Origin of the sequence: Microbacterium sp. SORGH_AS_0505, from assembly GCF_030818715.1 — a bacterium.
In the GTDB taxonomy this organism is placed as follows: domain Bacteria; phylum Actinomycetota; class Actinomycetes; order Actinomycetales; family Microbacteriaceae; genus Microbacterium.
Window position 1 is genome coordinate 2,125,416 of the sequence record NZ_JAUTAT010000001.1, and the last position, 24,114, is coordinate 2,149,529.

The following is a 24,114-nucleotide window of genomic DNA, read 5'->3' on the forward strand; positions in this document are numbered from 1 at the left end:
GTCTCGTCGGTCGCGGGAAGTCAGTTCGGGTACTCGCCGCGCTTGACCTGCGGCTTCGGCAGGCGCATGAAGCGCATCTGCACCGACCGCATCGCGGCGTACCAGCCGAGGCCCTTCTCGCGGCGGTCGCCCCATTTGGCAGCGGCGAGTTTCTTCACCTTGCGCGAGAGCAGCGCCATGTCAGCGACCACGAAGAGCAGGTAGGCCCAGAGCCCGACGTAGGCGTAGAACACGATGGCCGTGTTCGGAACGAGCGCGAAGAGGATGACGATCACCAGCAGCGGCATGATGAGCTCACCGAAGTGCCATCCGGCGTCGGTGTAGTCGCGGGCGAACCGGCGCTGGGGGCCTCGGTCGCGGGGAGTCAGGTACCGCTCGTCCCCGTTCGCCATGCCGACGCGGGCCTTCTCCCGCTGCGCGGCGAGCTCGGCCTTCGCGCGGGCGCGCGCCTCCTTCGTGTTCGCGACGAGAGGCCGCTTGCGCGCCGCTTCCTGCTCGGCGCGCGTGGGCGTCGGGCGGTTCTTTCCCGAGCCGACGGGTGCGTCGGGAGCGGTGTCGGCGGGGGGCGGTGTCTTTGCCACGGGGCGGTTCCTCGGAATCGGCGAAAAAGGCGTGCCACATAAGATTAGCCGCATGACCTCCGACACGACCCGGTCCGCTGCGGTGCGGGAGGCGGCCCTCACCCAGGTCCCCGCCGCCCTCGCCGATCTGGGAGCCCTCGTCCGCATCCCGTCCGTCGCCTTCCCCGGCTTCGACCGTGCTGAGGTGCAGCGCAGCGCCGAAGCGGTGAAGGCGCTCGTGGACGATCTCGGTATCTTCGAGCGCGTCGAGATCAAGACCGCCGTGATCCCCGAGACGGGGGAGGAGGGGATGCCGGCCGTCCTCGCGACGCGCGCGCCCCGCAACGGTCGGCCGACGATCCTTCTGTACGCCCACCATGACGTCCAGCCGGTCGGCGACGAATCGCTGTGGGAGTCCCCGCCGTTCGAGCCGACGCTGCGCGACGGCCGCATCTACGGCCGCGGCGCCGCAGACGACAAGGCCGGGATCATGGCCCACATCGGAGCTCTCCGCGCCCTGAAAGCCACGCTCGGCGATGACTTCGACCTGGGCGTGAACCTGTTCTTCGAGGGCGAGGAGGAGGCCGGTTCGGCATCGTTCGCGCAGTTCTTGAGCGACAACGCCGACGCACTCCGCGCCGACGTCATCGTCGTCGCCGACTCCGGCAACTGGGACTCCGAGACTCCCGCGCTGACGGTGTCGCTGCGCGGAAACGCGCGCTTCACCCTGGACATCGAGACGCTCGACCACGCCTCCCACTCGGGAATGTTCGGCGGCGCCGTCCCGGACGCCATGATGGCGGCGGTGACCTTGCTGGCGACCCTCTGGGACGAAGATGGAGCCGTTGCGGTGGATGGTCTGACGTCCCGGGATGCCGCGACCCCGCCGTACTCGGAGGAGACCCTTCGAAGCGAAGCCGGACTGCCGGAAGGCGTATCGCCCATCGGGCGTGACGAGATCTTGAGCCGGATCTGGAACAAGCCCTCGATCACCATCACGGGAATCGATGCGCCCAGCGTCCGCAACGCGTCCAACACCCTGTCTCCGAAGGTCACGGTGGTCATCAGCACCCGCGTGGCGCCCGGACAGGCCGCGTCCGAGGCGTTCGACGCGATCGAGGCGCACCTGCGCGCGCACGCGCCGTTCGGATCGCGCCTGAGCTTCCGTGACGTCGACTTCGGCAACCCGTTCCTCGTCGACACCTCAGGCCCCGCGGTTGAGAAGGCGCGGGCCGCCCTGGAGAGCGGATACGGACGGACCCCCGTCGACATCGGCGTGGGCGGGTCCATCCCGTTCATCGCGGATCTCGTCCGGGAGTTCCCGGGCGCGGAAATTCTCGTCACCGGAGTGGAAGACCCCCACGCGCGGGCGCACAGCCCGAACGAGTCGCTCCACGTCGACACGTTCCGTCACGCGTTGCTCTCCGAAGCGCTCCTGCTGGAATCCCTCGACGCATCCGAATGATCCGCGCGTGCGGATCCCCGCGTCGCCCGACCAGACCGCGCGACGCGACGTAGAATCGAGTCAGCACGCCGCCCCCGTTCCTGAAGAGCACTGGCGGCCCGACCATGGGGAGAGTCATGACCGACATCGCCACGCAGTCCACCGAGACCGTTCCCGCACACGGCGTCGCCCTCACCGAGGCAGCGGCCGACAAGGTGAAGAGCCTGCTCTCGCAGGAGAACCGCGATGACCTGCGTCTGCGGGTGGCAGTGCAGCCCGGCGGATGCTCGGGTCTCATCTACCAGCTCTACTTCGACGAGCGTTACCTCGAGGGCGACCAGACCGTCGACTTCGACGGTGTCGAGGTGATCGTCGACGACATGTCGGTGCCCTACCTCGAGGGCGCGAAGATCGATTTCAAGGACACGATCTCGGAGCAGGGCTTCACGATCGACAACCCGAATGCTGCGGGCAGCTGCGCCTGCGGCGACAGCTTCCACTGATCCATCCCGGGTTCCCTCCGTGGCCCCGGCATCCTGAGCGGATGGCCGGAATCCCGTAAGAGGTTGCCCTAGACTGGCATGAGTCTGACCTTCATGTCCCCGAAAGGTGCACCGTGCGCGTCAACCGCCGACTCCGTTGGGTAGCCCTCCCGCTTGCGATCGCCTCCGCGGTCACGCTCGCGGCGTGCAGCCCCACAACAGCGAACGGCTTCCTCCCCGGTTTCGATGAGGGAGGCGGGCAGGCGACGAACCACACGTCGATGATCGCGGGCCTCTGGACCACGTCCTGGATCGTCGTCCTCGCCGTCGGTGTCATCACCTGGGCTCTCATGGGCTGGGCGGCGATCGCCTACCGTCGCCGCAAGGGGCAGTCGGGTCTTCCCGTCCAGCTGCGGTACAACATGCCGATCGAGATGTTCTTCACGATCACTCCGGTGATCCTCGTCCTCGGCTTCTTCGCCTTCACCGCGCGTGACCAGGCGATCCTCGAGACGCAGTACGAGAACCCCGATGTGTGCGTCACCGCCATCGGCAAGCAGTGGGCCTGGGACTTCCAGTACAACGGCAACAACTGCGACGAGCCGCAGGACCCGGTGTGGACCATGGGCGTCCAGGCGCAGACCGACGCCGAAGGCAACATCACCAACGAGATCCCCGAGCTCGTTCTGCCCGTGAACAAGAAGGTCACGCTCCAGCTCGAATCGCGTGACGTCATCCACTCGTTCTGGATCGTGGACTTCCTCTACAAGAAGGACATGTACCCCGGCCGCGAGAACTACTGGTCCTTCGAGCCCACGAAGGAAGGCACGTTCGTCGGCAAGTGCGCCGAACTGTGCGGCCAGTACCACTCGATGATGCTCTTCAACGTGAAGGTCGTCTCCGAGTCCGAGTACGAGACCTACATCGCGTCGCTGAAGGCCAAGGGTCAGACCGGCGACATCGACGACGCATTCGACCGGCAACAGAACGCGCCCGGCACCGGCGCGCCCGCCGCTGAGGGAGAGCACAACTGATGGCCACCATCGCACCTCCGGCCCCCACGCTTCCCCCTCGCCAGGCTGCACTCCTCAGCAGCTCGCGCGTCGAGCACAAGGGCAACATCGTCGTTAAGTGGATCACCTCCACCGACCACAAGACGATCGGGTACATGTACCTGATCGCCTCGGTGCTGTTCTTCATGCTCGGTGGCGTCATGGCGCTGATCATCCGTGCCGAGCTCTTCGAGCCCGGCATGCAGATCGTGCCGACGAAGGAGCAGTACAACCAGCTGTTCACGATGCACGGCACGATCATGCTGCTGATGTTCGCGACGCCGCTCTTCGCGGGCTTCGCGAACGCGCTGCTGCCGCTGCAGATCGGTGCCCCCGACGTCGCGTTCCCGCGTCTGAACGCCTTCGCGTTCTGGCTGTTCACCTTCGGCTCGACCATCGCCGTCGCCGGCTTCCTCACCCCGCAGGGTGCAGCGGCGTTCGGATGGTTCGCCTATCAGCCGCTGGCAGGCGAGAGCTTCAGCCCCGGCGCCGGCGGTGACCTGTGGATGCTGGGTCTCGGCATGAGTGGTTTCGGCACGATCCTCGGTGGCGTCAACTTCATCACCACGATCATGACGATGCGTGCTCCCGGCATGACGATGTGGCGCATGCCGATCTTCAGCTGGAACACCCTGGTCACCAGCATCCTGATCCTGATGGCCTTCCCGGTGCTCGCTGCAGCGATCTTCGCCGCTGCGGCGGACCGCATCCTCGGCGCTCACATCTACGACCCGGCCAACGGCGGTGTCCTGCTCTGGCAGCACCTCTTCTGGTTCTTCGGACACCCCGAGGTCTACATCATCGCGCTGCCGTTCTTCGGCATCGTGTCGGAGATCTTCCCGGTGTTCAGCCGGAAGCCGATTTTCGGATACAAGACGCTCGTCTACGCGACGATCGCCATCGCCGCCCTGTCGGTGTCCGTGTGGGCACACCACATGTACGTGACCGGCGCCGTCCTCCTGCCGTTCTTCGCGCTGATGACGATGCTCATCGCCGTCCCGACGGGCGTGAAGATCTTCAACTGGATCGGCACGATGTGGCGAGGCTCGATCACCTTCGAGACCCCGATGGTCTTCGCGCTCGGCTTCCTCGTCTCGTTCGTCTTCGGTGGTCTGACCGGCATCATCCTGTCGTCGCCGCCGCTCGACTTCCACGTATCGGACTCGTATTTCGTCGTCGCGCACTTCCACTACGTGGTCTTCGGAACCGTCGTGTTCGCGATGTTCGCGGGCTTCTACTTCTGGTGGCCCAAGTGGACCGGCAAGATGCTGAACGAGCGCCTCGGCCTCGTCCACTTCTGGCTCCTGTTCATCGGCTTCCACATGACCTTCCTCATCCAGCACTGGCTGGGTGCGGACGGCATGGTCCGCCGCTACGCCGACTACTCGGCAGCGGACGGCTGGACGTGGCAGAACCAGGTCTCGACGGTCGGTTCGATGATCCTCGCGGCATCCATGGTTCCGTTCCTCCTGAATGTCTGGATCACGGCACGCACCGCACCTCGCGTCACGGTCAACGACCCGTGGGGCTACGGCGGATCGCTCGAGTGGGCGACCAGCTGCCCGCCGCCGCGACACAACTTCACATCCATCCCGCGCATCCGCAGCGAACGCCCGGCCTTCGACCTGAACCACCCCGAAGCCGGTATCCCGGTGGGCGTGGGACCCGCGAAGGACGCGCCCGACGCTCCGGTTGTCGATCTGTCGAACGGTGAGGTCAAGTAAGTGAAGACCAACGTCAACCTCTGGTGGGTGCTGGCGGCATTCTTCGCCCTCGTCGCCGTCGTGTACGTCGGCTGGAACATCCTCGCCCACCCGCAGCTGCCGGTGTTCAACCGGATCGAGTGGGTCGGGTCCGTGGGCCTCGTCTTCGTGACGATGATGGCCGCGATGATCGCGTTCTACTCGAGCCGCGTCGAAAAGGCCCAGGGCGGCACGCTTCCTGAAGACTCGCTCACGGCGGACATCGATGACGGCGACCCTGAGATGGGCGAGTTCTCGCCCTGGTCCTGGTGGCCTCTCGTCCTCGCTGGTTCGGCCGCGATCGCCTTCATCGGCCTCGCCGTCGGCGAGTTCATGATCCCGATCGGCGTCGGCATCTTCGTCGTCGCCATCGTGGGCTGGGTCTACGAGTACTACCGGGGCTACTTCGCCCGCTGAACCATGCATTGTCCGGGCGTCGATAACGACGTCGCGTTAACGAAGCCGTCTGCCGCAACACGTGGCGGGCGGCTTCGTTCGTAGGGTCCTCGGAGGTCCTTCGTAGGCCGCGGACGAGCCCCCAGGCGGCCCAGTCCTGATGAGCGGTATCCAGGAGCGCGGAGGGACTTTGCTGGGAGCCCCGCTGGGCCCAGCGCAAGGGCCTGAGCGCGGCGCGCGATCATCTCCCGCCGGCGGGCGGATCTCCGGGTGCTCACGCGTCGGCAGGCAGTGCTCTCCGAGATCGGGTCGCTGAACGTGCGGTCGTGTCAGCGCTGCGCGCGGACCGGCATGACCAGAGGATCGAATCGGCGGGGGAGCGGCCCGTTGACGTCCTCGACGGGGAGTCCCTCCCTCGCCCAGTACTCGAATCCACCGATCATCTCCCGTACTGAGTAGCCGAGACGCGCGAACTCCGCGGCGCCCCGCGCCCCGCCGTTGCACCCCGGGCTCCAGCAGTAGACGACTACAGGGATATGCGACGCGATCTCGCTCACGGCACGCGACGCGATCTCACGGTGGGGCATGTGGATCGCGCCTGTGGCGTGCCCCTGATCCCAGGCCTCGCGGTTGCGCACGTCGACGAGCACGAACGGATCGCTCGCTTGCTGGGCCGCGTAGACATCACTCGGGTCGGTCTCGACGAGGAGCTTCGTCTCGAAGTAGGACAGGACGACTGCGGGGGAGAGGGTCATGTCATCGACGCTACGCAGGAACAACAGCGGCGGGGTCCGACCTCTCGGTCAGACCCCGCCGCTTTCCTGCCAGAGCGGTCAGTCGCTCGGGCGGTCGTTCTTCTTGTTGGAGTCCTCGTCCACCACGATGATGTTCGACGGACGGTTGGCCGTCTCCGGGTTGTGGCCGTCATCGATCGGGTGGAGCGGGGCATCGACCGCGCCGGCACGCTCGTGCGCGCCACGGATCTCTTCCTGCTCCTCGTGGTCGATGTGCTCGAGCTCGTGGTGCTGGTGAGCGATCGCGGCATCCACTTCGGCTTGCGTGACCGGGGACAGACGGTCTTCGAAGAACCACCGCGACAGCGAGGCGCGGACGTTCTGGTGCCACGGGATGCGACCGTTGTCGTTCGGACGAACCACGAGGGGCTCGTGAACCTCGAAGTCGATCAGTTTCACACGCTCGTAGGCGTCGACGGGCTGGTGGACCTCGATGTACTCGCCGCCGGGCAGGCGGACGATGCGACCCGACTCGTAGCCGTGGAGCGCGATCTCGCGATCCTTCTTCTGCAGGGCGATCGCGATGCGCTTCGTGACGAAGTACCCGACGATCGGACCGATGAACAGCAGCGCCTGCAGGGAGTGGATCACGCCTTCCATCGTCAGGTGGAAGTGCGTCGCGATGATGTCCGACGAGGCGGCGGCCCACAGGACGGCGTAGAAGATCACACCGGCCACACCGATCGCAGTGCGCGTCGGGGCGTGACGGGGGCGCTGTGCGATGTGGTGCTCGCGCTTGTCACCGGTGACCCACGCCTCGATGAAGGGGTAGATCGCGACGAGCACGATGAACACGCCGAGCACGGCGACCGGCAACAGGATCCCAAACGAGAAGGTGTGGTCGAACAGCACCAGGTCGAGGTTGGACGGCGCCAGACGCAGCGCTCCGTCGGCGAATCCGATGTACCAGTCAGGCTGGGTACCCGCGGAAACGGGGGAGGGGTCGTACGGTCCGTAGTTCCAGATCGGGTTGATCGTGAACATCGAGGCGATGAGCACCAGGACACCGAACGTGATGAACAGGAAGCCGCCCATCTTCGACATGTAGACCGGGACCATCGGGTAGCCCACGACGTTGTCGTTCGTGCGGCCGGGGCCGGCGAACTGCGTGTGCTTGTTGATGATCATCAGCATCAGGTGGGCTGCGATCAGGGCGATGAGGATCAACGGCAGCAGCAGGATGTGCAGCGTGTACAGACGGCCGACGATCGCCGTACCCGGGAACTCGCCGCCGAAGAGGAGGTACGAGGTCCAGGTACCGATGAGCGGGAGGCCCTTGATCATGCCGTCGATGATGCGGAGACCGTTGCCCGAGAGGAGGTCGTCGGGCAGCGAGTAACCCGTGAAGCCGAGCGCCATCGCAAGGATGAACAGCACGAAGCCGATCACCCAGTTGAGCTCGCGCGGCTTGCGGAATGCACCCGTGAAGAACACGCGGAGCATGTGCACGCCGATGGCCGCGATGAACAGCAGAGCCGCCCAGTGGTGGATCTGACGAACCAGGAGACCGCCGCGCAGGTCGAACGAGATGTTCAGCGTCGACTCGAGCGCAGCGGACATCTCGATACCGCGCAACGGAACGTAGGCGCCGTTGTAGTGCGTCGGAGCCATCGATGCTTCGAAGAAGAAGGTCAGGAACGAGCCCGACAGGAAGACGACGACGAAGCTCCACAGAGCGATCTCGCCGAGCATGAACGACCAGTGGTCGGGGAAGATCTTGCGACCGATCTCCTTGACGAGGCCCGAGATGCTCGTGCGCTCGTCGATGTAGTTCGCCGTCGCGCCGATGAACCGGCCGCCGAGGGGCTTTTCGGCCGGCGTGGCGAGAGCGGTAGCCGGCGCTGATTCAGTCGAGGTGCTCAATGACGCTCCCAGAAGCTGGGCCCAACGGGCTCTTCGAAGTCGCTCTTCGCGACGAGGTAGCCCTCTGCGTCCACCGCGATAGGCAGCTGCGGGAGCGGCCGTGCGGCCGGGCCGAAGATGACTTCGGCACCGCGCGACACGTCGAACTGCGACTGGTGGCAGGGGCAGAGAAGGTGGTGGGTCTGCTGCTCGTACAGCGCGACGGGGCATCCGACGTGCGTGCAGACCTTCGAGTACGCCACGATCCCGTCATAGGACCAGTCGAGGCGGTTGTACTCGGCGGGGAGCTGCTCGGGGAGCAACCGCATGAGGAGGACGATCGCTTTCGCCTTCTCCTCCAGGTAGCCCTCGAGGTGACCGAGATCCTTGAGGGACTCGGGGATCACATGGACGGCGGAGCCCAGGGCAACGTCAGCCGCGCGGATCGGAAGGCCGGAGGGGTCGTGCGCCAGGCGCTCGCCTTCCTTCCACATCGTGTGCTTCAGAAGTGCGACCGGGTCACCGGCCAGCGGGTTCTCCTCGGAGGAGTGCGGAGCCAGACCGCGGAAGAGCGTGACGCCGGGGACGATCGATGCGACGACCGCAGCGATGAGGCCGCCTCGGATCGCGGTGCGACGCCCGAAGCCGGACTCCTCGTTCGCCTCGCGGAAGACGTTGACGGCGGCTTCGCGCGTCGACTCCTTGCCGCGGGTCGAGTGACGGGCCTCGATGTGCTCCTTGTCGGGCATGATCGCCTTCGACCAGTGGATCGCCGCGATCCCGATGGTCAGAAGAGCGAACCCGATTCCGAGGCCGATGAAGAGGTTGTTGCTCCGGATGTCTCCGAAGTTGCCGCTCTCGATCGGGAAGAGCATGTACGCGGCGACAGCCCAGAGGCTCGCAGCGAGTGAGATGTAGAACAGCGTGTAGACGGTGCGGACCGCGCGGCTCATCGCCGCCGGGTCCTTGTCGGTCATCCGCTCGCGGTGGGGCGGCAGACCGGGGTTCTGCACGGGGTCGGCGACCGCGACGACGAGTCCCGACGAAGGCCGGTGAGCCTTCTCGAGCGCCTGCGGCTCTTCCTCGTGTGACATTGTGCTCCTCGTCCTGGAATTCTCGTCGTCAGTGTTAAATCAGTTGGACTTCGCGGTGATCCACACCGAGATGCCGATCAGCGTGCCGATGCCGAAGATCCAGATGAACAGGCCTTCGGAGACCGGACCGAGGGATCCGAGGGTGAAGCCACCGACCGGCTCGCTCTTCTGCAGGTACATCAGCGACGAGATGATGTCGCGCTTCTCGTCGGGCGTGATGGTCATGTCGTTGAACACGGGCATGTTCTGCGGGCCGGTGACCATCGCCGCGTAGATGTGCAGGGGGCTGGTCTTCGTCAGCGCGGGGGCGTACTTGCCCTCGGTCAGCGCGCCACCTGCTGCGGCGACGTTGTGACACATCGCGCAGTTGATGCGGAACAGCTCCGCACCCTCGGTGAGGTCGCCTTCGCCGTCGAGGATCCGCTTGTCCGGATACGTCGGGCCGGGAGCCACGGACTGGACCCACGAGGCCATCGCCTTGATCTGGTCTTCCGTGAACTGCGGTGCCTTCTGCGGAGCCTGGGGACCCTGGGCCTGCAGCGGCATGCGGCCCGTAGAGACCTGGAACTCGACCGACAGCTCACCGACGCCGTAGAGCGACGGGCCGTCTTCCGTGCCCTCCAGATCGAGGCCGTGGCACGTTGCGCAGTTCGCCTGGAACAGCTTCTTGCCATCCTCGACGGTCAGCGTTGAAGCCGAGTCGGTGGAGGAGGTCGAGGCCATCGCCGCGGACGCGCCGGCGTAGATGCCACCCGTGAGCAGCAGGCCGACGCCGATCAGAGCGGCGGCCGCCCACTTGCTGCGACGGCCCGTGTGCCGACGCGGGGTCTTGGATGCCATTGAGGAACTCAGCTCCGCTCTGTATTACCGGATGAAGTAGATGACGGCGAAGAGGATGATCCACACGACGTCGACGAAGTGCCAGTAGTAGGACACGACGATCGCGGAGGTCATCTCCTTTCGGCCGAAGTTCTTGACCGCGAATGCACGCCCGATGATGAGCAGGAAGGCGATGAGGCCACCCGTCACGTGGAGGGCGTGGAAACCGGTTGTGATGTAGAAGGCGGAAGCGTAGGAATCCGCGCTGATCGGCAGCCCTTCCGCGACCAGCGTGGCGTACTCCCACACCTGGCCGGAGACGAAGACGGCACCCATGATGAAGGTCAGGTAGAACCACTCGACCATGCCCCACTGGCGGAAGTTCCAGATCGATCCGCGGCGGTAGGGCTGGAAGCGCTCGGCGGCGAACACGCCGGCCTGCGCGGTGAACGACGACAGAACCAGGATGAGCGTGTTGACGGCCGCGAAGGGCACGTTGAGCAGCTCGGTTCGGCTGGCCCACAGCTCCGGCGAGGTGTTGCGGATCGTGAAGTAGATGGCGAAGAGGCCGGCGAAGAACATGACCTCGCTGCCCAGCCACACGATCGTGCCGACGGCAACGGGGTCCGGTCGTTTCACCGAACGCAGCGCCTGGTTGTATGTCGCGGGAGTGGTCGTCACACTCCCCATTATGGCCGATGTTGGGGGAGGGTTTCGCATTCCTGAAGGTACTTCCGTCTTTCCGTGGCGTCAGGGCGGTCGATGGGCCCGCCGGGAGTCGGCTGTCAGAGTGCTGAGTAGGATCGGGGGTCATGGCGGACATGTACTCCTGGCCCGAGATCCTCACCACGGTGCTGGACCGGAAGGACCTCAGCGTGTCCGAATCCACGTGGGCGATGCGCCAGGTGATGCAGGGAGACGCGACGCCTTCGCAGCTCGCCGGTTTCCTCGTGGCACTTCGCGCGAAGGGCGAGACCGTCGACGAGATCGTCGGGTTCCGCGACGCGATCCTCGAGGCGGCGGTGCCCCTCCCGGTCCGCGCGGATGTGCTCGACATCGTAGGCACGGGCGGTGATCGTTACGGGACCGTGAACGTGTCCACGACCGCATCCGTGGTGGTGGCGGCCAGCGGCATCCCGGTGGTCAAACACGGCAACCGCGCGTCGAGCTCGAAATCGGGCTCGTCGGATGTGTTGGCGGCACTCGGCGTCGACCTCACCCAGTCCCCGGAGCGCGTCGCCGAGGTACTCGACGAGGTGGGCATCACGTTCGCTTTCGCGTCGGCGTTCCACCCCGGCTTCCGGCACGCGGGACCGACACGCGCCGAGCTCGGCATCCCGACGGTCTTCAACTTCCTCGGGCCGCTCTGCAACCCGGCACGGGCCGAGGCGAACGCGGTCGGCGTCGCCCACCTCGACCGCGTCCCGCTCATCACCGGTGTCTTCCAGACTCGCGGAGCGACCGCGCTGGTCTTCCGCGGGGACGACGGCCTGGACGAGCTCACGACGACCGGCCACAGCCGGGTGTGGGAGATCAGCCGTGGCGACGTTCGTGAGCACGATCTCGATCCCCGCGATCTCGGCATCCCTCGCGCGGACATCGCGGACCTGCTGGGCGGCGACGCGACTCACAACGCCGAGATCGTCCGGCGGGTGCTGGACGGCGAGGCGGGGCCGGTGCGCGACATCGTCCTTCTGAACGCGGCCGCGGGGATCGTGTCGTACCGCCTGTTCCGGGATGCCGCCGAGCTGCAGCGTCCCTTCGTCGAACGGCTCGCCGACGCGTACGCAGAGGCCGGCGCCGCCGTCGACTCCGGCGCCGCGCGCGCCAAGCTCGACGCCTGGGTCTCGGCGAGCGGACGCTGAGCAGACGATGGACCCGATCGAGGCGCTCACCGAGATAGCGGAGCTCCTCGAGCGCGACCGCGCTTCGCGCTACAAGTCCAAGGCCTTCCGTGCCGCGGCCGACACGCTCGCGGGGCTGAACGCCGACGAGCGTGCGGACGTCGGCCGCCTCCGATCGCGCAAGGGCATCGGCGACTCCACCTACAAGGTCATCGCCGAGGCGCTCTCCGGTGAGGTGCCGGCCTACCTGGCCGAGTTGCGGAACCGGGTCGCACCCGTCGAGCAGTCTCAGTTGCGCTCGCTGCTTCGCGGTGACCTCCATGCCCACTCCGAATGGTCCGACGGGCTGACTTCGATCGAGCTGATGGTCGATGCGGCGCGCGCTCTCGGACACGAGTACCTCGCGCTGACCGACCACTCGCCGCGGTTGCGGGTCGCGCGCGGACTGTCAGCCGAGCGGCTGCGTGAACAGCTCGCAGTGATCCCGGGCTTCGCGGATGACGTCGTTCACGCTGCTGAGCGGGATCGAGGTCGACATCCTCGACGACGGTTCCCTCGACCAGGAGGATGATCTGCTGCGCACGCTCGACGTGGTGGTGGCCTCCGCGCACTCCGCCCTGCGGATGGAACGGGTGCCGATGACGCGTCGGCTCGTGGCCGCGGCATCCGACCCTCGTGTGGACGTCCTCGGTCACGTGACGGGACGACTCGTGTCGGGCTCTCGTGGCACGCGCCCGCCGTCGGTGTTCGATGCGCGGGCCGTGTTCGAGGCCTGCGCCGAGCACGGCACCGCGGTCGAGATCAATTCCCGCCCGGAGCGCGAGGATCCTCCCGACGACCTGGTGGCGCTGGCCCTCGAGATCGGATGCCTCTTCTCGATCGATTCTGATGCGCATGCACCCGGTCAGCTGTCGCTACTGGATCATGGCGCCGTCCGGGCGGAGCGTGCGGGTGTTCCCGCGGAGCGGATCATCACCACCTGGCCGCTCGCGCGGTTGCGGGAGTGGACATCGTCTCGGTGAGTCGTCAGGCCCGGGCGGACAGCGCCTCGGCCGCGCGCGTCGCCGATGAACCCAGCGACCAGGCTTTCGCCAGCGTCGCGAGCTCTGCGTCGTCGGGTGTCGTGATGCGAGCGTCGACCTCCGGAAGTGGGAGGTCTCGCACCACCTCGACGACGCGTGGTGCGACGTCGAGGTAGTCCGCGGCGGACAGGACCTTCGTTCTCACGCCCGCGCTCATGCCCTCGCCCGCCTCCGCGGCACGGCGGATGCCGGCGAGATCGCCGTGCGCCGCGAGGAGGGTCGCGGCGGTCTTCTCGCCCACGCCCGCAACCCCGGGGAGTCCGTCTGACGCGTCTCCGCGCATCGCGGCGAAGTCCGCGTACTGCGAGGGCAGGATGTCGTATTTGGTGACGATCGCGGCGTCCGTGAGCTCCTCGAGCTTGCTCATTCCGCGACCGGTGTAGATGACCCGGATGCCGCGCGAGTCGTCGACGAGCTGGAAGAGGTCCCGGTCTCCGGTGATCACGTCGACGGGCATGGTGCTGGTCGATGCGAGGGTGCCGATCACGTCGTCCGCTTCGTGTTCCGCGGCACCGACGATCGGGATGCCGAGCACCCCGAGGGTTTCGCGGATCACCGGTACCTGGATCTCGAGGGGATCCGGGACCTCCTCGACGTCCGGTGCTGCGGCGACGGCTTCGGCGACCCGATGCGCCTTGTACGAAGGGATGAGGTCGACGCGCCATTGGGGCCGCCAATCGTCGTCCCAGCAGGCGACCAGGTGCGTCGGTTCGTAGGTGGTCACGAGCTTCGCGATCATGTCGAGGAACCCGCGGACAGCGTTCACCGGGCGGCCGTCGGGCGCCTTGACCGTGTCGGGCACGCCGTAGAAGGCGCGGAAGTAGAGGCTCGCGGAGTCCAGCAGCATGAGGCGTTCGGTCACGCGCTCATCCTCGCACTCAGCAACCGGGTCCGCTCGGATCCTCGTCGCAGGTGCGTTGCACGAGCGCGGTCTCGACGTCGACGATCCGGATGACGGTGGTCGGGGTATCGACCTCGAGAAGGCCGGCGATCGGGAACCATCCGCCGCCGGCATCCGCTTCAGCTGCGTACCGGATGGTCGCGGCGGCCTCGTACTCGCCTGCGGCGCCGTAGCTGTGGCTGGTGGCGGTCGCGGTGAACTGCGGAACCCCCAGGTCGTCCCACGACCTGCCGGCGGTCCTCGTCTCCCGCGTCGCCCCGTCACCATAGCTGAAGGCGTAGGAGACCGGAGTGAAGCGAACGGTGACGGGGATGTCGAAGATGTCGCCCTGCACGATGTGCTCCTCGGCCCCGACCACGAAGTTGGTGGGCATACCCACCACGCCCATTCCGTCGGGTTCGCCGACGATCGCCGGCGGCGCCGGTGCGAACTGCGCGACGTCCTGGATGGTCGCCGTCGTCGGATCCGGGGCGGCCGGGACAGCGGGATCGGGCGGCGGCAGCTCGGCCTGTTCGGTGCCGGGGATCGGTGCGCCGCCCGGGGCGGCGATGGCGCCTGCGCACGCTTGGTTGAATGCGCACTCTGCGAGCCACTCTTCGCGGGTCCGCTGACCCGGATAGAAGGCGTTCGGGTTCCGCGGCGGAGGAGGAGTGACAGATGAGCCGCCGCCGCCCCGGGGCCCGGTCTGTGGGCGGGTCGGTGTGGAGGACTCGCCGCGGGTCGCGCCGATCGAAACGGATGACCCGTTGTTCTGCACCTGGCAGTTTGTCCAAGTGTTGGACCCGAAACAGCCGCCGCCCTCATCGGCCGAAGCTGGGCTCGCAACGGCAGCGGCTACCGCGATGGCGCTCAGGACGCCGATCATGGTCAACCTTGGATTTTTCAACACCGCGAGTCCTGGACGGCCTGGCTCTCAGCGACCCTTGCGTTCGTATCCGATGACGGGTCGAATACAACACGCACTTCCAGAGCGAAGACGTCGGGACGATCAGCCGCCACTTGGGAAGTCCCTTCGGCGTCCCGGACGTCGACTTCTGAGACGTTCTGGCAGACCACTAGCTCGCCGAGACCTTCGCCTTCGAAGATCGCTGGGAGGGTCGTATCACCTGACACCGCCCAGCCATCGGAGTGCATCTGTGTCAGGGTTCTCTTCTCGCTGTCGAGAGCCTCGCCTGACAGATGCGAATACACGGGCTCAAATGTCGCGGGATCGGACAGATCGACCTCATTCAGAGCGTCGACGTATGCGCGATAGGTCGCCTCCGCGGCAGCGAATGCCTCCTCTTCCGATGCGAATCCGGTCGCTGTCGGCGACGGGGTCGGGGAAGCGGTCGGTGCGCACGCCGCGAGGGCGGCGGCGAGTACGGTCGCGGCCAGCAGCGCTGCGGTGCGTCGAGCGATCATGCGACCACGGTAGTGAACCCTCGTCTCTTCTCCGAGGGTTGTCCACAGCGCGTAGGCTCACTCGGGTCTTTCGTGAGCGTGGGGAGGAATCATGTCGTTCGGGGCTGCGGCATCCGCTCGTCGAGGGCGACGGCTCGCCGCTGACGCACCTTGTCCCTGCGGCCGGCGGGACTTCGCGTCCTGCTGCGGCCCAGTGCTCGACGGGCGTGCAGCGGAAACACCCGAAGACCTCATGCGTTCGCGGTACACGGCATTCGCGCTCGGCGACGCGCGGCATCTGGTCGACACGTGGTACCCCGGCACACGGCCGGGCGACCTGACGATCGACCCCGACACGGAATGGATGAGGCTCGACATCCAGGGCTCCGACATCGCTCCGGACGGCCGGTCGGGACGGGTGCGCTTCCGGGCGTCATGGCGGGAAGGTGCCGGCGGCGACCTCGAGACGATGGAGGAGCACAGTCGCTTCATCCGGCGGGCCGGGCGCTGGTACTACGTCGACGCGCTCTGATAACATAGAGCGTCGCACGCGTGGCTCATCCGCCGTGCTCTCGCGACATCGCAACAACAACCACTCTGCTCCGATCGGCTGCCGCGCGTCCTCGCGCGGATGTGCCTCGGGGCCCGATCACAACACCATCCAAGGACAACCCCCTACATGACTAACGCAACGACCGCCCCGGCCACCAAGCAGGTCGCCATCAACGACATCGGATCTGCTGAGGACTTCCTGGCCGCGGTCGAGAAGACCCTGAAGTTCTTCAACGACGGAGACCTCATCGAAGGCACCGTCGTGAAGATCGACCGCGACGAGGTCCTCCTCGACGTCGGCTACAAGACCGAGGGCGTCATCCCCTCGCGTGAGCTCTCGATCAAGCACGACGTCGACCCCAACGAGGTCGTCAACGTCGGCGACCAGGTCGAGGCTCTCGTCCTCCAGAAGGAGGACAAGGAAGGCCGCCTGATCCTCTCCAAGAAGCGCGCACAGTACGAGCGTGCCTGGGGAGACGTCGAGAAGATCAAGGAGAACGACGGCGTCGTCACCGGTTCCGTCATCGAGGTCGTCAAGGGTGGCCTCATCGTCGACATCGGCCTCCGCGGCTTCCTGCCCGCGTCGCTCATCGAGCTGCGCCGCGTCCGCGACCTCACGCCGTACCTCGGTCAGGAGATCGAGGCGAAGATCCTCGAGCTCGACAAGAACCGCAACAACGTCGTCCTGTCGCGCCGCGCCCTGCTCGAGCAGACGCAGTCCGAGTCGCGCTCGAACTTCCTCAACAACCTCCACAAGGGTCAGGTCCGCAAGGGCACCGTCTCGTCGATCGTCAACTTCGGTGCGTTCGTCGACCTCGGTGGCGTCGACGGTCTCGTCCACGTCTCGGAGCTCTCGTGGAAGCACATCGAGCACGCATCCGAGGTCGTCGAGGTCGGTCAGGAAGTCACCGTCGAGATCCTCGAGGTCGACCTGGACCGCGAGCGCGTCTCGCTGTCGCTGAAGGCGACGCAGGAGGACCCGTGGCAGGTCTTCGCCCGCACCCACGCGATCGGTCAGGTCGCTCCGGGCAAGGTCACCAAGCTCGTCCCGTTCGGTGCGTTCGTCCGCGTCGCCGACGGCATCGAGGGCCTCGTGCACATCTCCGAGCTCTCGGGCAAGCACGTCGAGCTCGCCGAGCAGGTCGTCTCCGTCGGTGAAGAGGTCTTCGTCAAGATCATCGACATCGACCTCGAGCGTCGTCGCATCTCGCTCTCGCTCAAGCAGGCCAACGAGTCTGTCGACCCCAACGGCACCGAGTTCGACCCGGCGCTTTACGGCATGGTCACCGAGTACGACGAGAACGGCGAGTACAAGTACCCCGAGGGCTTCGACCCCGAGACCAACCAGTGGAAGGAAGGCTTCGACGAGGCCCGCCTCGCCTGGGAGGCCGAGTACGCCGCTGCTCAGGGTCGCTGGGAGGCTCACAAGGCCGCTGTCGCCAAGGCTCTCGAGGCCGAGGCCGCCGCTCCGGCCGACTCGGGCTCGTCGTCCTTCTCGTCCGAGGTCTCCGGCGGCGCCGGCACCCTCGCCGACGACGAGGCGCTGGCTGCTCTCCGCGAGAAGCTGTCCGGTCGCTGATCGACACACCTGAATCGAGGGGTCGGAGCAATGTGCTCCGGCCCCTCGGTCGTTGTACCGACGGATGCCGACGGCCCCGGCTCCCGGTAACGTGCAGGTGTGGCGCATGAGAACGAGGGATCGACCGCAGATCGATCGTCGTCCGACCGGGCGGGAGCACGCATGCACCGATTCTTCGACGCGCCGCTGCGTCAGCTGCCGCTGACCGAACTGCGCGACCGGGTGGCCGCCAACAATCAGCTCCTCCTCACGGCGATCGTGGCGGCGATCTTCTTGTCGGGTCTGCCCAGCGGGTGGCTCGCCGACGCTCCGCAGTTCGCGCCCGGCGTCGTCATCGTCGTCGTCGCTGCCGTCGCGAGTCTCGCCGTCCCCTGGTCACGTCTGCACCCGTCCTGGGTCGCCGTCATACCACTCCTCGACATCGTCGCGATCGGGCTCATGCGCACGTCGGACGTCCCCGGCATCGGTCTCCTCTGGGCGTTCCCGACGATGTGGCTGTCCTCGATGGGGCGGCTCTGGTTCATCGTGGCGTGCGTCGGATCGATCGGTTCGTACTGGGTCGCTCTTCTCTTCGTGCCCGACTTCCAGCTCACATGGGCGGTCATCGTCCTCCCGGCCGTCGTCATCGCCATCGGGGCATCCACCTACAACTCGACGCGGCGCTTCCTCGCTCAGCGTGCCCTGCTCGACCGTCAGGCGCAGCGCCTGACGGCGGCGCTGCGCCACGCGAGTCGACAGGAACAACTGCTGACGGAGGTGCTCGACACCGTCGATTTCGGAGTCCTCCGCGTCGGCCCCGACGGCGAGATCACCTTCGTCAATGACGCGCTCGGCCGATTCCAGCAGCGCATCCCCGGATTCGGCAGGGCCGATGGCAGGGAGCAGATCTTCGCCGCCGACGGGGAGACGCCGTTGGCGACTGAGGATCGTCCGCTGTCCCGCATCATGCGGGGGGAGACCTTCAGTGACGTCGTCGTCTGGTACGCCGTCTCGGAGTCGCGACGTGCGGCACTCAGCCTGACGGCGCGCCGGATGCGGGATGCCGACGGCGATCCTGCGGGGGTGGTCCTCGTCGCGCGCGACGTGACCGACGAGCGGACGGCGCTCAAAGCCCGGGACAGCCTGGTCGCATCCGTCTCGCACGAGTTGCGGACACCGCTCACCTCGATCCTCGGCTACCTGGAGCTGGTCCTCGATACGGAGGACCTTCCCGAGACGGTGTTCCGTCAGGTGGACGTGGCCTACCGCAACAGCGAGCGGCTGCTCGGCATCGTGTCCGGCATCCTCGCAGCATCCACGGCATCGCGGATGTCGGCCGAAGTGACGATCTCGCCCGTGATGCACGACCTGGCGTCCGTCGTTCGGGCGTCGGCATCCGACCTCACGCCGATCGCTCGCGAGCGGGCGATCCGTATCGACGCCGACGACATCCTGGAGACCCCGGCCTTCGTCGACCCCGCCAGGATCCGTCAGGTCGCCGACAACCTCATCAGCAACGCCATCAAGTTCAACCGGGACGGCGGCTCGATCACGCTCAGCAGTTCCACGGACGGTGACGTCTCGTGGTTCCTCGTCCGCGACACCGGGATCGGGCTGACGCCAGAAGACCAGGATCGATTGTTCGAGCGGTTCTTCCGAGCGGAGTCCGGTGTTGCGGGAACCGGGCTGGGGCTCGCCATCAGCCGCGAGATCGTTCGCGCTCACGGTGGCGACATCACGGTGACCTCGACCAAGGGCAAGGGCACGACGTTCATGGTCCGTCTGCCCGCCCGGGCGGCCGTCACGCGTCCTGTCGAGGAGGGCGACCGGTGACGCTCGATCTGTTCTCGGTGACCGTGATGACGGCCCTCGTCGCCTTCGTCGCAACGGGCATCTTCGTCGTAGAGACGTTGCGTCGCCGCGACGCCGGCGCGGGGCGACTCTGGGCGGTCGCGTACCTGTGCGGTACGGCGACGACCTTCGCCTACATCTCCTGGGCGGCGGGCATCGGGGGAGCGGTCGCGATCGCCATCGGCAACTCCGCCTTCGCGCTCACCCCTGCCTTCATATGGCTGGGGAACCGCCGCTTCAACGACCGCCCCATCGGCTGGTCCTCGGTGATCGTCGGTGTCCTCGCCGTGTTCACGTTCGTCGCCGCCGTGATCCGTGTCCCGGTCGAGGGCTCCTGGGGCGGATGGGTGGTCATGGCTGCCACCATCGTGGTGTTCTTCCTCGCAGGCGGGTGGGAGGCGACGCGTCGCCCCATGGGCCGGATCGGCAACGCCCACCTGCTGTCCGCGGTCCTGTTCGCCGGAGCCGCCTTCTACGGCGCTCGTCTGGCGGCTTTCGTCCTCGACGGTCCTGAGGGAACCTTCTTCGTGACCTGGTTCGGTTCCATCTCGGCCAACATCGCAACCGTCGTCCTGACCATGGTCGCCGTCGTGGTCACCTCCATCCTGAGAGCGAACAAGAGCGCGACCCAGCGGTATGAGTGGCTCGGCGAGAACGGCGTCGCGGCCGACGGGATCATGCTCGGGCGCACCTACCGTGACGCGCTCCGGGACATGACCGAACGCGCCGGATGGCGTCGAGAGCTCGTCAGCGTGATCATCGTCCACGTCGACGGCTTGGACGAGATGGCGGCCGCCTTCGGGTCGGATGCCGCGGATGAGCTCGCGGCTCAGTGGCGCCGCTCCGTCCGACGCCACGCCCCCGCCTCCGCCTTCGTGGGGGAGGACGGTGACTCCACGCTCGCCGTGTGCGGCGTGGCGACGACCGCCGCCGACGCGCGGCGGCAGGGCGCGGCGATCTACCGCGGATGCATCGACGATCTCGCGGACAACCCGACGGGGCTTCTCCCGGTCGTCGGGATCGGAGTCGGACTGACGGAGACCGTCGGCTACGACCCGACCGTCCTGATGAACGCCGCTCGCGAGGCGGCCATCCGCGCATCGCGGAGCCTGGAGGCATCCGTCCTCTTCGGCGGACTCGAGGAAGCGCGCTCGCACCTGACCTGATCGAGCCGTGGCATCCTCGGAGAGTGCCTCTCATCGCGCTGACCGGCGGAATCGCCTCGGGGAAGTCCACCATCGCCCGCCGGCTGGCCGAACACGGCGCCGTGATCGTCGACGCCGACGCGCTCGTCCGCGAGGTGCAGCAGCCCGGTTCGCCGGTCCTCGACGCGATCGCCGCAGAGTTCGGGAACGACCTGCTGACGCCGCACGGCGAGCTCGATCGCGCCGGCCTCGCGTCACGGGTGTTCGGCGATCCGGATGCCGTCGGCCGTCTCAACGCGATCGTCCATCCTGCCGTGCGCGCTGAGTCCGCCCGCCGATTCCAGATGGCATTCGACGCGGATCCCGACGCGGTCGTCGTCTACGACGTGCCGCTCCTGCTGGAGGCTCGGGCGGCGGACCCGTGGGAGCTGATCGTCGTCGCACACGCCCCGGCGGCCCTCCGCAGGGAGCGACTCGTCTCGCTGCGCGGGATGACAACCGAGGACGCCGACGCCCGGATGGCGGCCCAGGTCGACGACGCGCGCCGGCTCGCGATCGCCGACGTCGTGATCGATACGGCCGGCACGCTCGACGAGACGCTCGCGCAGACTGACGACGTCTGGACCCGCCTCACCGCCTGAGGGTCGGTCCCACGCCGACGGCGAACGCCGGAGCCGGTGTCGGAGGCCCGGCCTACGCTGGATTCATGCAGACCACGCGATCCGTCCGGCCGTTCGAGGTCATCAGCGAATACGTCCCCAGCGGCGACCAGCCGCAGGCGATCGCCGATCTCGCCGCGCGCATCAATGCGGGTGAGACCGACGTCGTCCTGCTCGGTGCCACGGGTACCGGCAAGTCCGCGACGACGGCGTGGCTCATCGAACAGGTGCAGCGGCCGACCCTCGTGATGGCGCACAACAAGACGCTGGCGGCCCAGCTCGCGAACGAGTTCCGCGACCTCCTGCCGAACAACGCGGTCGAGTACTTCGTCAGCTACTACGACTACTACCAGCCCGAGGCGTACGTCCCGCAGACGGACACCTTCATCGAGAAGGACTCCTCGATCAACGCCGAGGTCGAGCGCCTGCGCCACTCGACGACCAATTCGCTGCTGAGCCGGCGCGACGTGGTCGTTGTGTCGACCGTCTCGTGCATCTACGGCCTCGGTGCTCCCGAGGAGTACCTCCGCGCGATGGTCGCGCTGCAGGTGGGGGAGCGGTACGACCGCGACGCCCTCATCCGCAAGTTCATCGCGATGCAGTACAACCGCAACGACGTCGACTTCTCGCGCGGAAACTTCCGCGTGCGCGGCGACACCATCGAGATCATCCCGGTGTACGAGGAGTTCGCCGTGCGGATCGAGCTCTTCGGCGACGAGATCGAAGCGCTGTACATGCTGCATCCGCTCACCGGCGACGTGGTGCAGAAGCTCGAGAGTGTGCCCATCTTCCCGGCATCCCACTACGTCGCGGGTACCGAGACCGTCCAGCGCGCCATCGGCACCATCGAGCACGAGCTCGAGGAGCGACTGAAGGAGTTCGAGTCGCAGGGCAAGCTCCTCGAGGCGCAGCGCCTGCGCATGCGCACGACGTTCGACCTCGAGATGCTGCAGCAACTCGGGTTCTGCTCGGGCATCGAGAACTACTCCCGCCACCTCGATGGACGGATGCCGGGGGAGGCCCCGCACACGCTCCTCGACTTCTTCCCCGACGACTTCCTGCTCGTGATCGACGAATCGCACGTGACCGTGCCGCAGATCGGTGCCATGTACGAGGGGGATGCCTCCCGCAAGCGCACGCTCGTCGACCACGGGTTCCGGCTGCCGAGCGCGATGGACAACCGACCATTGCGCTTCGACGAGTTCAAGCAGCGGATCGGTCAGAGCGTCTACCTGTCCGCGACGCCGGGGAAGTACGAGATGGGGATCGCCGACGGCGTGGTCGAGCAGATCATCCGTCCGACGGGCCTGATCGACCCGGAGATCATCGTCAAGCCGTCGAAGGGGCAGATCGACGACCTGCTCGAGGAGATCCGCATCCGCGTCGACAAGGACGAGCGCATCCTCGTGACGACCCTCACGAAGAAGATGGCCGAAGAACTCACGGACTTCCTCGGCGAGCACGGAGTGCGGGTGCGCTACCTGCATTCGGACGTCGACACGCTCCGCCGTGTCGAGCTGTTGACCGAGCTCCGTCAGGGCGTCTACGACGTTCTGGTCGGCATCAACCTCCTGCGCGAGGGCCTCGACCTTCCGGAGGTGTCGCTCGTGGCCATTCTGGATGCCGACAAGGAGGGCTTCCTGCGGTCCGGGACCTCTCTCATCCAGACGATCGGTCGTGCCGCCCGAAATGTGTCGGGCGAGGTGCACATGTACGCCGACAAGATCACCGACTCGATGGCCGCGGCCATCGAGGAGACCGAGCGCCGTCGCGAGAAGCAGATCGCGTATAACCTCGAGCACGGCATCGATCCGCAGCCGCTGCGGAAGAAGATCGCCGACATCACCGATGCCCTCGCCCGCGAGGCGAGCGACACGCGCGACATGATGGACAGCCGCGGCAAGGGCAAGACGAAGTCGGGCAAGGGAAAGAGCCCGACACCGCAGCTTCGGCGCGAAGGCATCGCGGCGGAGGGGGCGAACCAGCTCGAGGCGACCATCGAAGACCTCACCCGGCAGATGCTCGCGGCGGCCGATGAGCTCAAGTTCGAGCTCGCGGGTCGACTTCGCGACGAGGTTCAGGACCTCAAGAAGGAGCTGCGAGCGATGGAGCGCGCCGGTCACGCCTGACCGGGTCCACGCCCATCAGGGGCAGTGCATGAGCGGGCGTTCGCCGGAGCGGTCGAACGTGTGCTGCGACATCGGCCGGCCGCACAGGGGGCAGGCACGCTCCGTGCGGACCGGCTCCGGCTCGGTGTCATAGGGTCCGACGGAGGCGGGGCCGGCGTAGCGGATGAGGCGGCTGTTCCACCAGGTGTAGAAGCCGCCGGCTGCACGGATCCGCTGACGGAGTGGGGGTCGTTGTTCCCGTTCCTCATCCATAATCATTAGTGTACTAACGATTAGTGAGGTGAGGATCGGGATGAACGAGGACGCCCTGAAGCTGGAGAGCCAGCTCTGCTTCGCGATCGTGACGGCGGCACGCAACGTCGTCTCCATCTACCGGCCGATCCTCGACCCCCTCGGGCTCACCCACCCGCAGTACCTGGTGATGCTCGCCCTCTGGGAGAGGGCCCCGCAGTCTCTGAGCGAGCTGGCATCCGCCCTCGCCGTGGAGCCCGCGAGTCTCTCGCCGACGATCAAGCGCCTGGAGTCGCAGGGACGAGTGGTCCGCCGACGTCGCGCGGCTGACGAGCGCGTCCTCGACATCGAGCTGACCGACGACGGGCGCGCGCTGCGCGAGCTCGCCCTCGACGTGCCTCGGCAGGTCATGGAACGTGTCGGGCTCGGCGTCGACGACGTCGCACGTCTTCGGGATGGCCTGCAGCCGTTCGCCGGCGGGCGTGCGACTGTAACGGACTGATCGCCCGGAGCGAAGACCGGAGCCCGTGTCGGTGGCCCAACCTAGGATTGAC

Annotated in this window: 23 protein-coding genes and 1 pseudogene; 14 read left to right on the forward strand and 10 right to left on the reverse strand. The window is 67.0% G+C overall.

All coding sequences use genetic code 11. The annotated features are described in order from the left end of the window. Positions 1-20: 20 nt before the first annotated feature. Positions 21-581, reverse strand: coding sequence for a DUF3043 domain-containing protein (locus tag QE428_RS10440; RefSeq protein WP_091352799.1), 561 nt, complete (start codon positions 579-581; stop codon positions 21-23). 52 nt (positions 582-633) lie between these two features. On the opposite strand from QE428_RS10440, the gene QE428_RS10445 reads away from it, so the two are divergent. The 5 genes from QE428_RS10445 (at position 634) to QE428_RS10465 (ending at position 5,697) form a co-directional block, all read left to right on the forward strand. Then, positions 634-2,025 carry a dipeptidase gene (locus tag QE428_RS10445; RefSeq protein ID WP_307468849.1) on the forward strand — a complete coding sequence of 464 codons (1,392 nt, stop codon included), beginning with the start codon at positions 634-636 and terminating at the stop codon, positions 2,023-2,025. 116 nt (positions 2,026-2,141) lie between these two features. Beyond that, positions 2,142-2,507: an iron-sulfur cluster insertion protein ErpA gene (gene erpA / locus QE428_RS10450; protein WP_307468852.1), complete on the forward strand. Its 366-nt coding sequence runs from the start codon at positions 2,142-2,144 to the stop codon at positions 2,505-2,507. Between the two features lie 113 nt (positions 2,508-2,620). Continuing rightward, complete coding sequence (gene coxB / locus QE428_RS10455; RefSeq protein WP_091352809.1) at positions 2,621-3,520, forward strand: cytochrome c oxidase subunit II; 900 nt, start codon at positions 2,621-2,623, stop codon at positions 3,518-3,520. Then, positions 3,520-5,262, forward strand: coding sequence for a cytochrome c oxidase subunit I (gene ctaD / locus QE428_RS10460; RefSeq protein ID WP_133399447.1), 1,743 nt, complete (start codon positions 3,520-3,522; stop codon positions 5,260-5,262). Before coxB ends, ctaD begins: the two co-directional genes overlap by 1 nt. Further along, on the forward strand, positions 5,263-5,697 hold the full coding sequence (locus QE428_RS10465) for a cytochrome c oxidase subunit 4 (protein ID WP_091352812.1): 435 nt from the start codon (positions 5,263-5,265) through the stop codon (positions 5,695-5,697). A gap of 308 nt (positions 5,698-6,005) precedes the next feature. Here QE428_RS10465 and QE428_RS10470 read toward each other — a convergent pair whose 3' ends face one another. The 5 genes from QE428_RS10470 to QE428_RS10490 all read right to left on the reverse strand — a co-directional run bounded on the left by QE428_RS10470 (position 6,006) and on the right by QE428_RS10490 (position 10,915). Further along, positions 6,006-6,431, reverse strand: coding sequence for a rhodanese-like domain-containing protein (locus tag QE428_RS10470; protein WP_307468865.1), 426 nt, complete (start codon positions 6,429-6,431; stop codon positions 6,006-6,008). Positions 6,432-6,509: 78 nt separating this feature from the next. Beyond that, complete coding sequence (locus QE428_RS10475) at positions 6,510-8,333, reverse strand: cytochrome bc complex cytochrome b subunit (RefSeq protein ID WP_307468868.1); 1,824 nt, start codon at positions 8,331-8,333, stop codon at positions 6,510-6,512. Next, on the reverse strand, positions 8,330-9,406 hold the full coding sequence (locus QE428_RS10480) for a ubiquinol-cytochrome c reductase iron-sulfur subunit (protein ID WP_307468871.1): 1,077 nt from the start codon (positions 9,404-9,406) through the stop codon (positions 8,330-8,332). Before QE428_RS10480 ends, QE428_RS10475 begins: the two co-directional genes overlap by 4 nt. A 39-nt stretch (positions 9,407-9,445) precedes the next feature. Continuing rightward, positions 9,446-10,246: a c-type cytochrome gene (locus QE428_RS10485; protein WP_091352823.1), complete on the reverse strand. Its 801-nt coding sequence runs from the start codon at positions 10,244-10,246 to the stop codon at positions 9,446-9,448. Positions 10,247-10,270: 24 nt separating this feature from the next. Then, positions 10,271-10,915, reverse strand: coding sequence for a heme-copper oxidase subunit III (locus QE428_RS10490; protein WP_091352826.1), 645 nt, complete (start codon positions 10,913-10,915; stop codon positions 10,271-10,273). A gap of 122 nt (positions 10,916-11,037) precedes the next feature. On the opposite strand from QE428_RS10490, the gene trpD reads away from it, so the two are divergent. Both trpD and QE428_RS10500 read left to right on the forward strand, forming a co-directional pair. After that, positions 11,038-12,090: an anthranilate phosphoribosyltransferase gene (gene trpD / locus QE428_RS10495; protein ID WP_091352829.1), complete on the forward strand. Its 1,053-nt coding sequence runs from the start codon at positions 11,038-11,040 to the stop codon at positions 12,088-12,090. Positions 12,091-12,097: 7 nt separating this feature from the next. Further along, a pseudogene (locus QE428_RS10500) lies at positions 12,098-13,091 on the forward strand (PHP domain-containing protein). A 4-nt stretch (positions 13,092-13,095) separates the two neighbouring features. On the opposite strand, the gene QE428_RS10505 reads toward QE428_RS10500, so the two are convergent. From QE428_RS10505 to QE428_RS10515, 3 genes are read right to left on the reverse strand one after another with little or no spacing between them, the layout of a single operon-like run. Then, positions 13,096-14,013 carry a 5'-3' exonuclease gene (locus tag QE428_RS10505; RefSeq protein WP_307468883.1) on the reverse strand — a complete coding sequence of 306 codons (918 nt, stop codon included), beginning with the start codon at positions 14,011-14,013 and terminating at the stop codon, positions 13,096-13,098. Positions 14,014-14,029: 16 nt separating this feature from the next. Then, a complete protein-coding gene (locus QE428_RS10510; RefSeq protein ID WP_307470723.1) occupies positions 14,030-14,917 on the reverse strand; it encodes a hypothetical protein in 888 nt (295 codons plus the stop codon). A 17-nt stretch (positions 14,918-14,934) separates the two neighbouring features. Next, the gene (locus QE428_RS10515; RefSeq protein ID WP_307468887.1) at positions 14,935-15,456 is read right to left on the reverse strand and encodes a hypothetical protein; all 522 of its coding nucleotides are present in this window, start codon (positions 15,454-15,456) and stop codon (positions 14,935-14,937) included. A gap of 193 nt (positions 15,457-15,649) precedes the next feature. On the opposite strand from QE428_RS10515, the gene QE428_RS10520 reads away from it, so the two are divergent. From QE428_RS10520 to uvrB, 6 genes are all read left to right on the forward strand, one after another. Next, complete coding sequence (locus QE428_RS10520; RefSeq protein WP_307468890.1) at positions 15,650-15,967, forward strand: YchJ family protein; 318 nt, start codon at positions 15,650-15,652, stop codon at positions 15,965-15,967. A 147-nt stretch (positions 15,968-16,114) separates the two neighbouring features. Beyond that, the gene (rpsA, locus tag QE428_RS10525; RefSeq protein WP_065570782.1) at positions 16,115-17,566 is read left to right on the forward strand and encodes a 30S ribosomal protein S1; all 1,452 of its coding nucleotides are present in this window, start codon (positions 16,115-16,117) and stop codon (positions 17,564-17,566) included. Between the two features lie 99 nt (positions 17,567-17,665). After that, positions 17,666-19,378 carry a cell wall metabolism sensor histidine kinase WalK gene (locus tag QE428_RS10530; RefSeq protein WP_307468897.1) on the forward strand — a complete coding sequence of 571 codons (1,713 nt, stop codon included), beginning with the start codon at positions 17,666-17,668 and terminating at the stop codon, positions 19,376-19,378. After that, a complete protein-coding gene (locus tag QE428_RS10535; protein WP_307468901.1) occupies positions 19,375-20,562 on the forward strand; it encodes a diguanylate cyclase in 1,188 nt (395 codons plus the stop codon). Before QE428_RS10530 ends, QE428_RS10535 begins: the two co-directional genes overlap by 4 nt. 23 nt (positions 20,563-20,585) lie before the next feature. Next, entirely contained in the window at positions 20,586-21,182 is a 597-nt protein-coding gene (gene coaE / locus QE428_RS10540; RefSeq protein WP_307468904.1) for a dephospho-CoA kinase, read from the forward strand. A gap of 65 nt (positions 21,183-21,247) precedes the next feature. Then, the gene (gene uvrB / locus QE428_RS10545) at positions 21,248-23,329 is read left to right on the forward strand and encodes an excinuclease ABC subunit UvrB (protein WP_091352847.1); all 2,082 of its coding nucleotides are present in this window, start codon (positions 21,248-21,250) and stop codon (positions 23,327-23,329) included. Between the two features lie 15 nt (positions 23,330-23,344). Here the strand turns inward: uvrB and QE428_RS10550 are convergent, their stop codons facing one another. Beyond that, on the reverse strand, positions 23,345-23,581 hold the full coding sequence (locus tag QE428_RS10550) for a hypothetical protein (RefSeq protein WP_091352852.1): 237 nt from the start codon (positions 23,579-23,581) through the stop codon (positions 23,345-23,347). 40 nt (positions 23,582-23,621) lie between these two features. Here QE428_RS10550 and QE428_RS10555 point away from each other — a divergent pair, with 40 nt between their 5' ends. Beyond that, positions 23,622-24,062 (forward strand): MarR family winged helix-turn-helix transcriptional regulator, encoded by a 441-nt coding sequence (locus QE428_RS10555; protein WP_307468911.1) that lies wholly within the window; start codon positions 23,622-23,624, stop codon positions 24,060-24,062. The last annotated feature ends 52 nt before the right edge of the window (positions 24,063-24,114 follow it).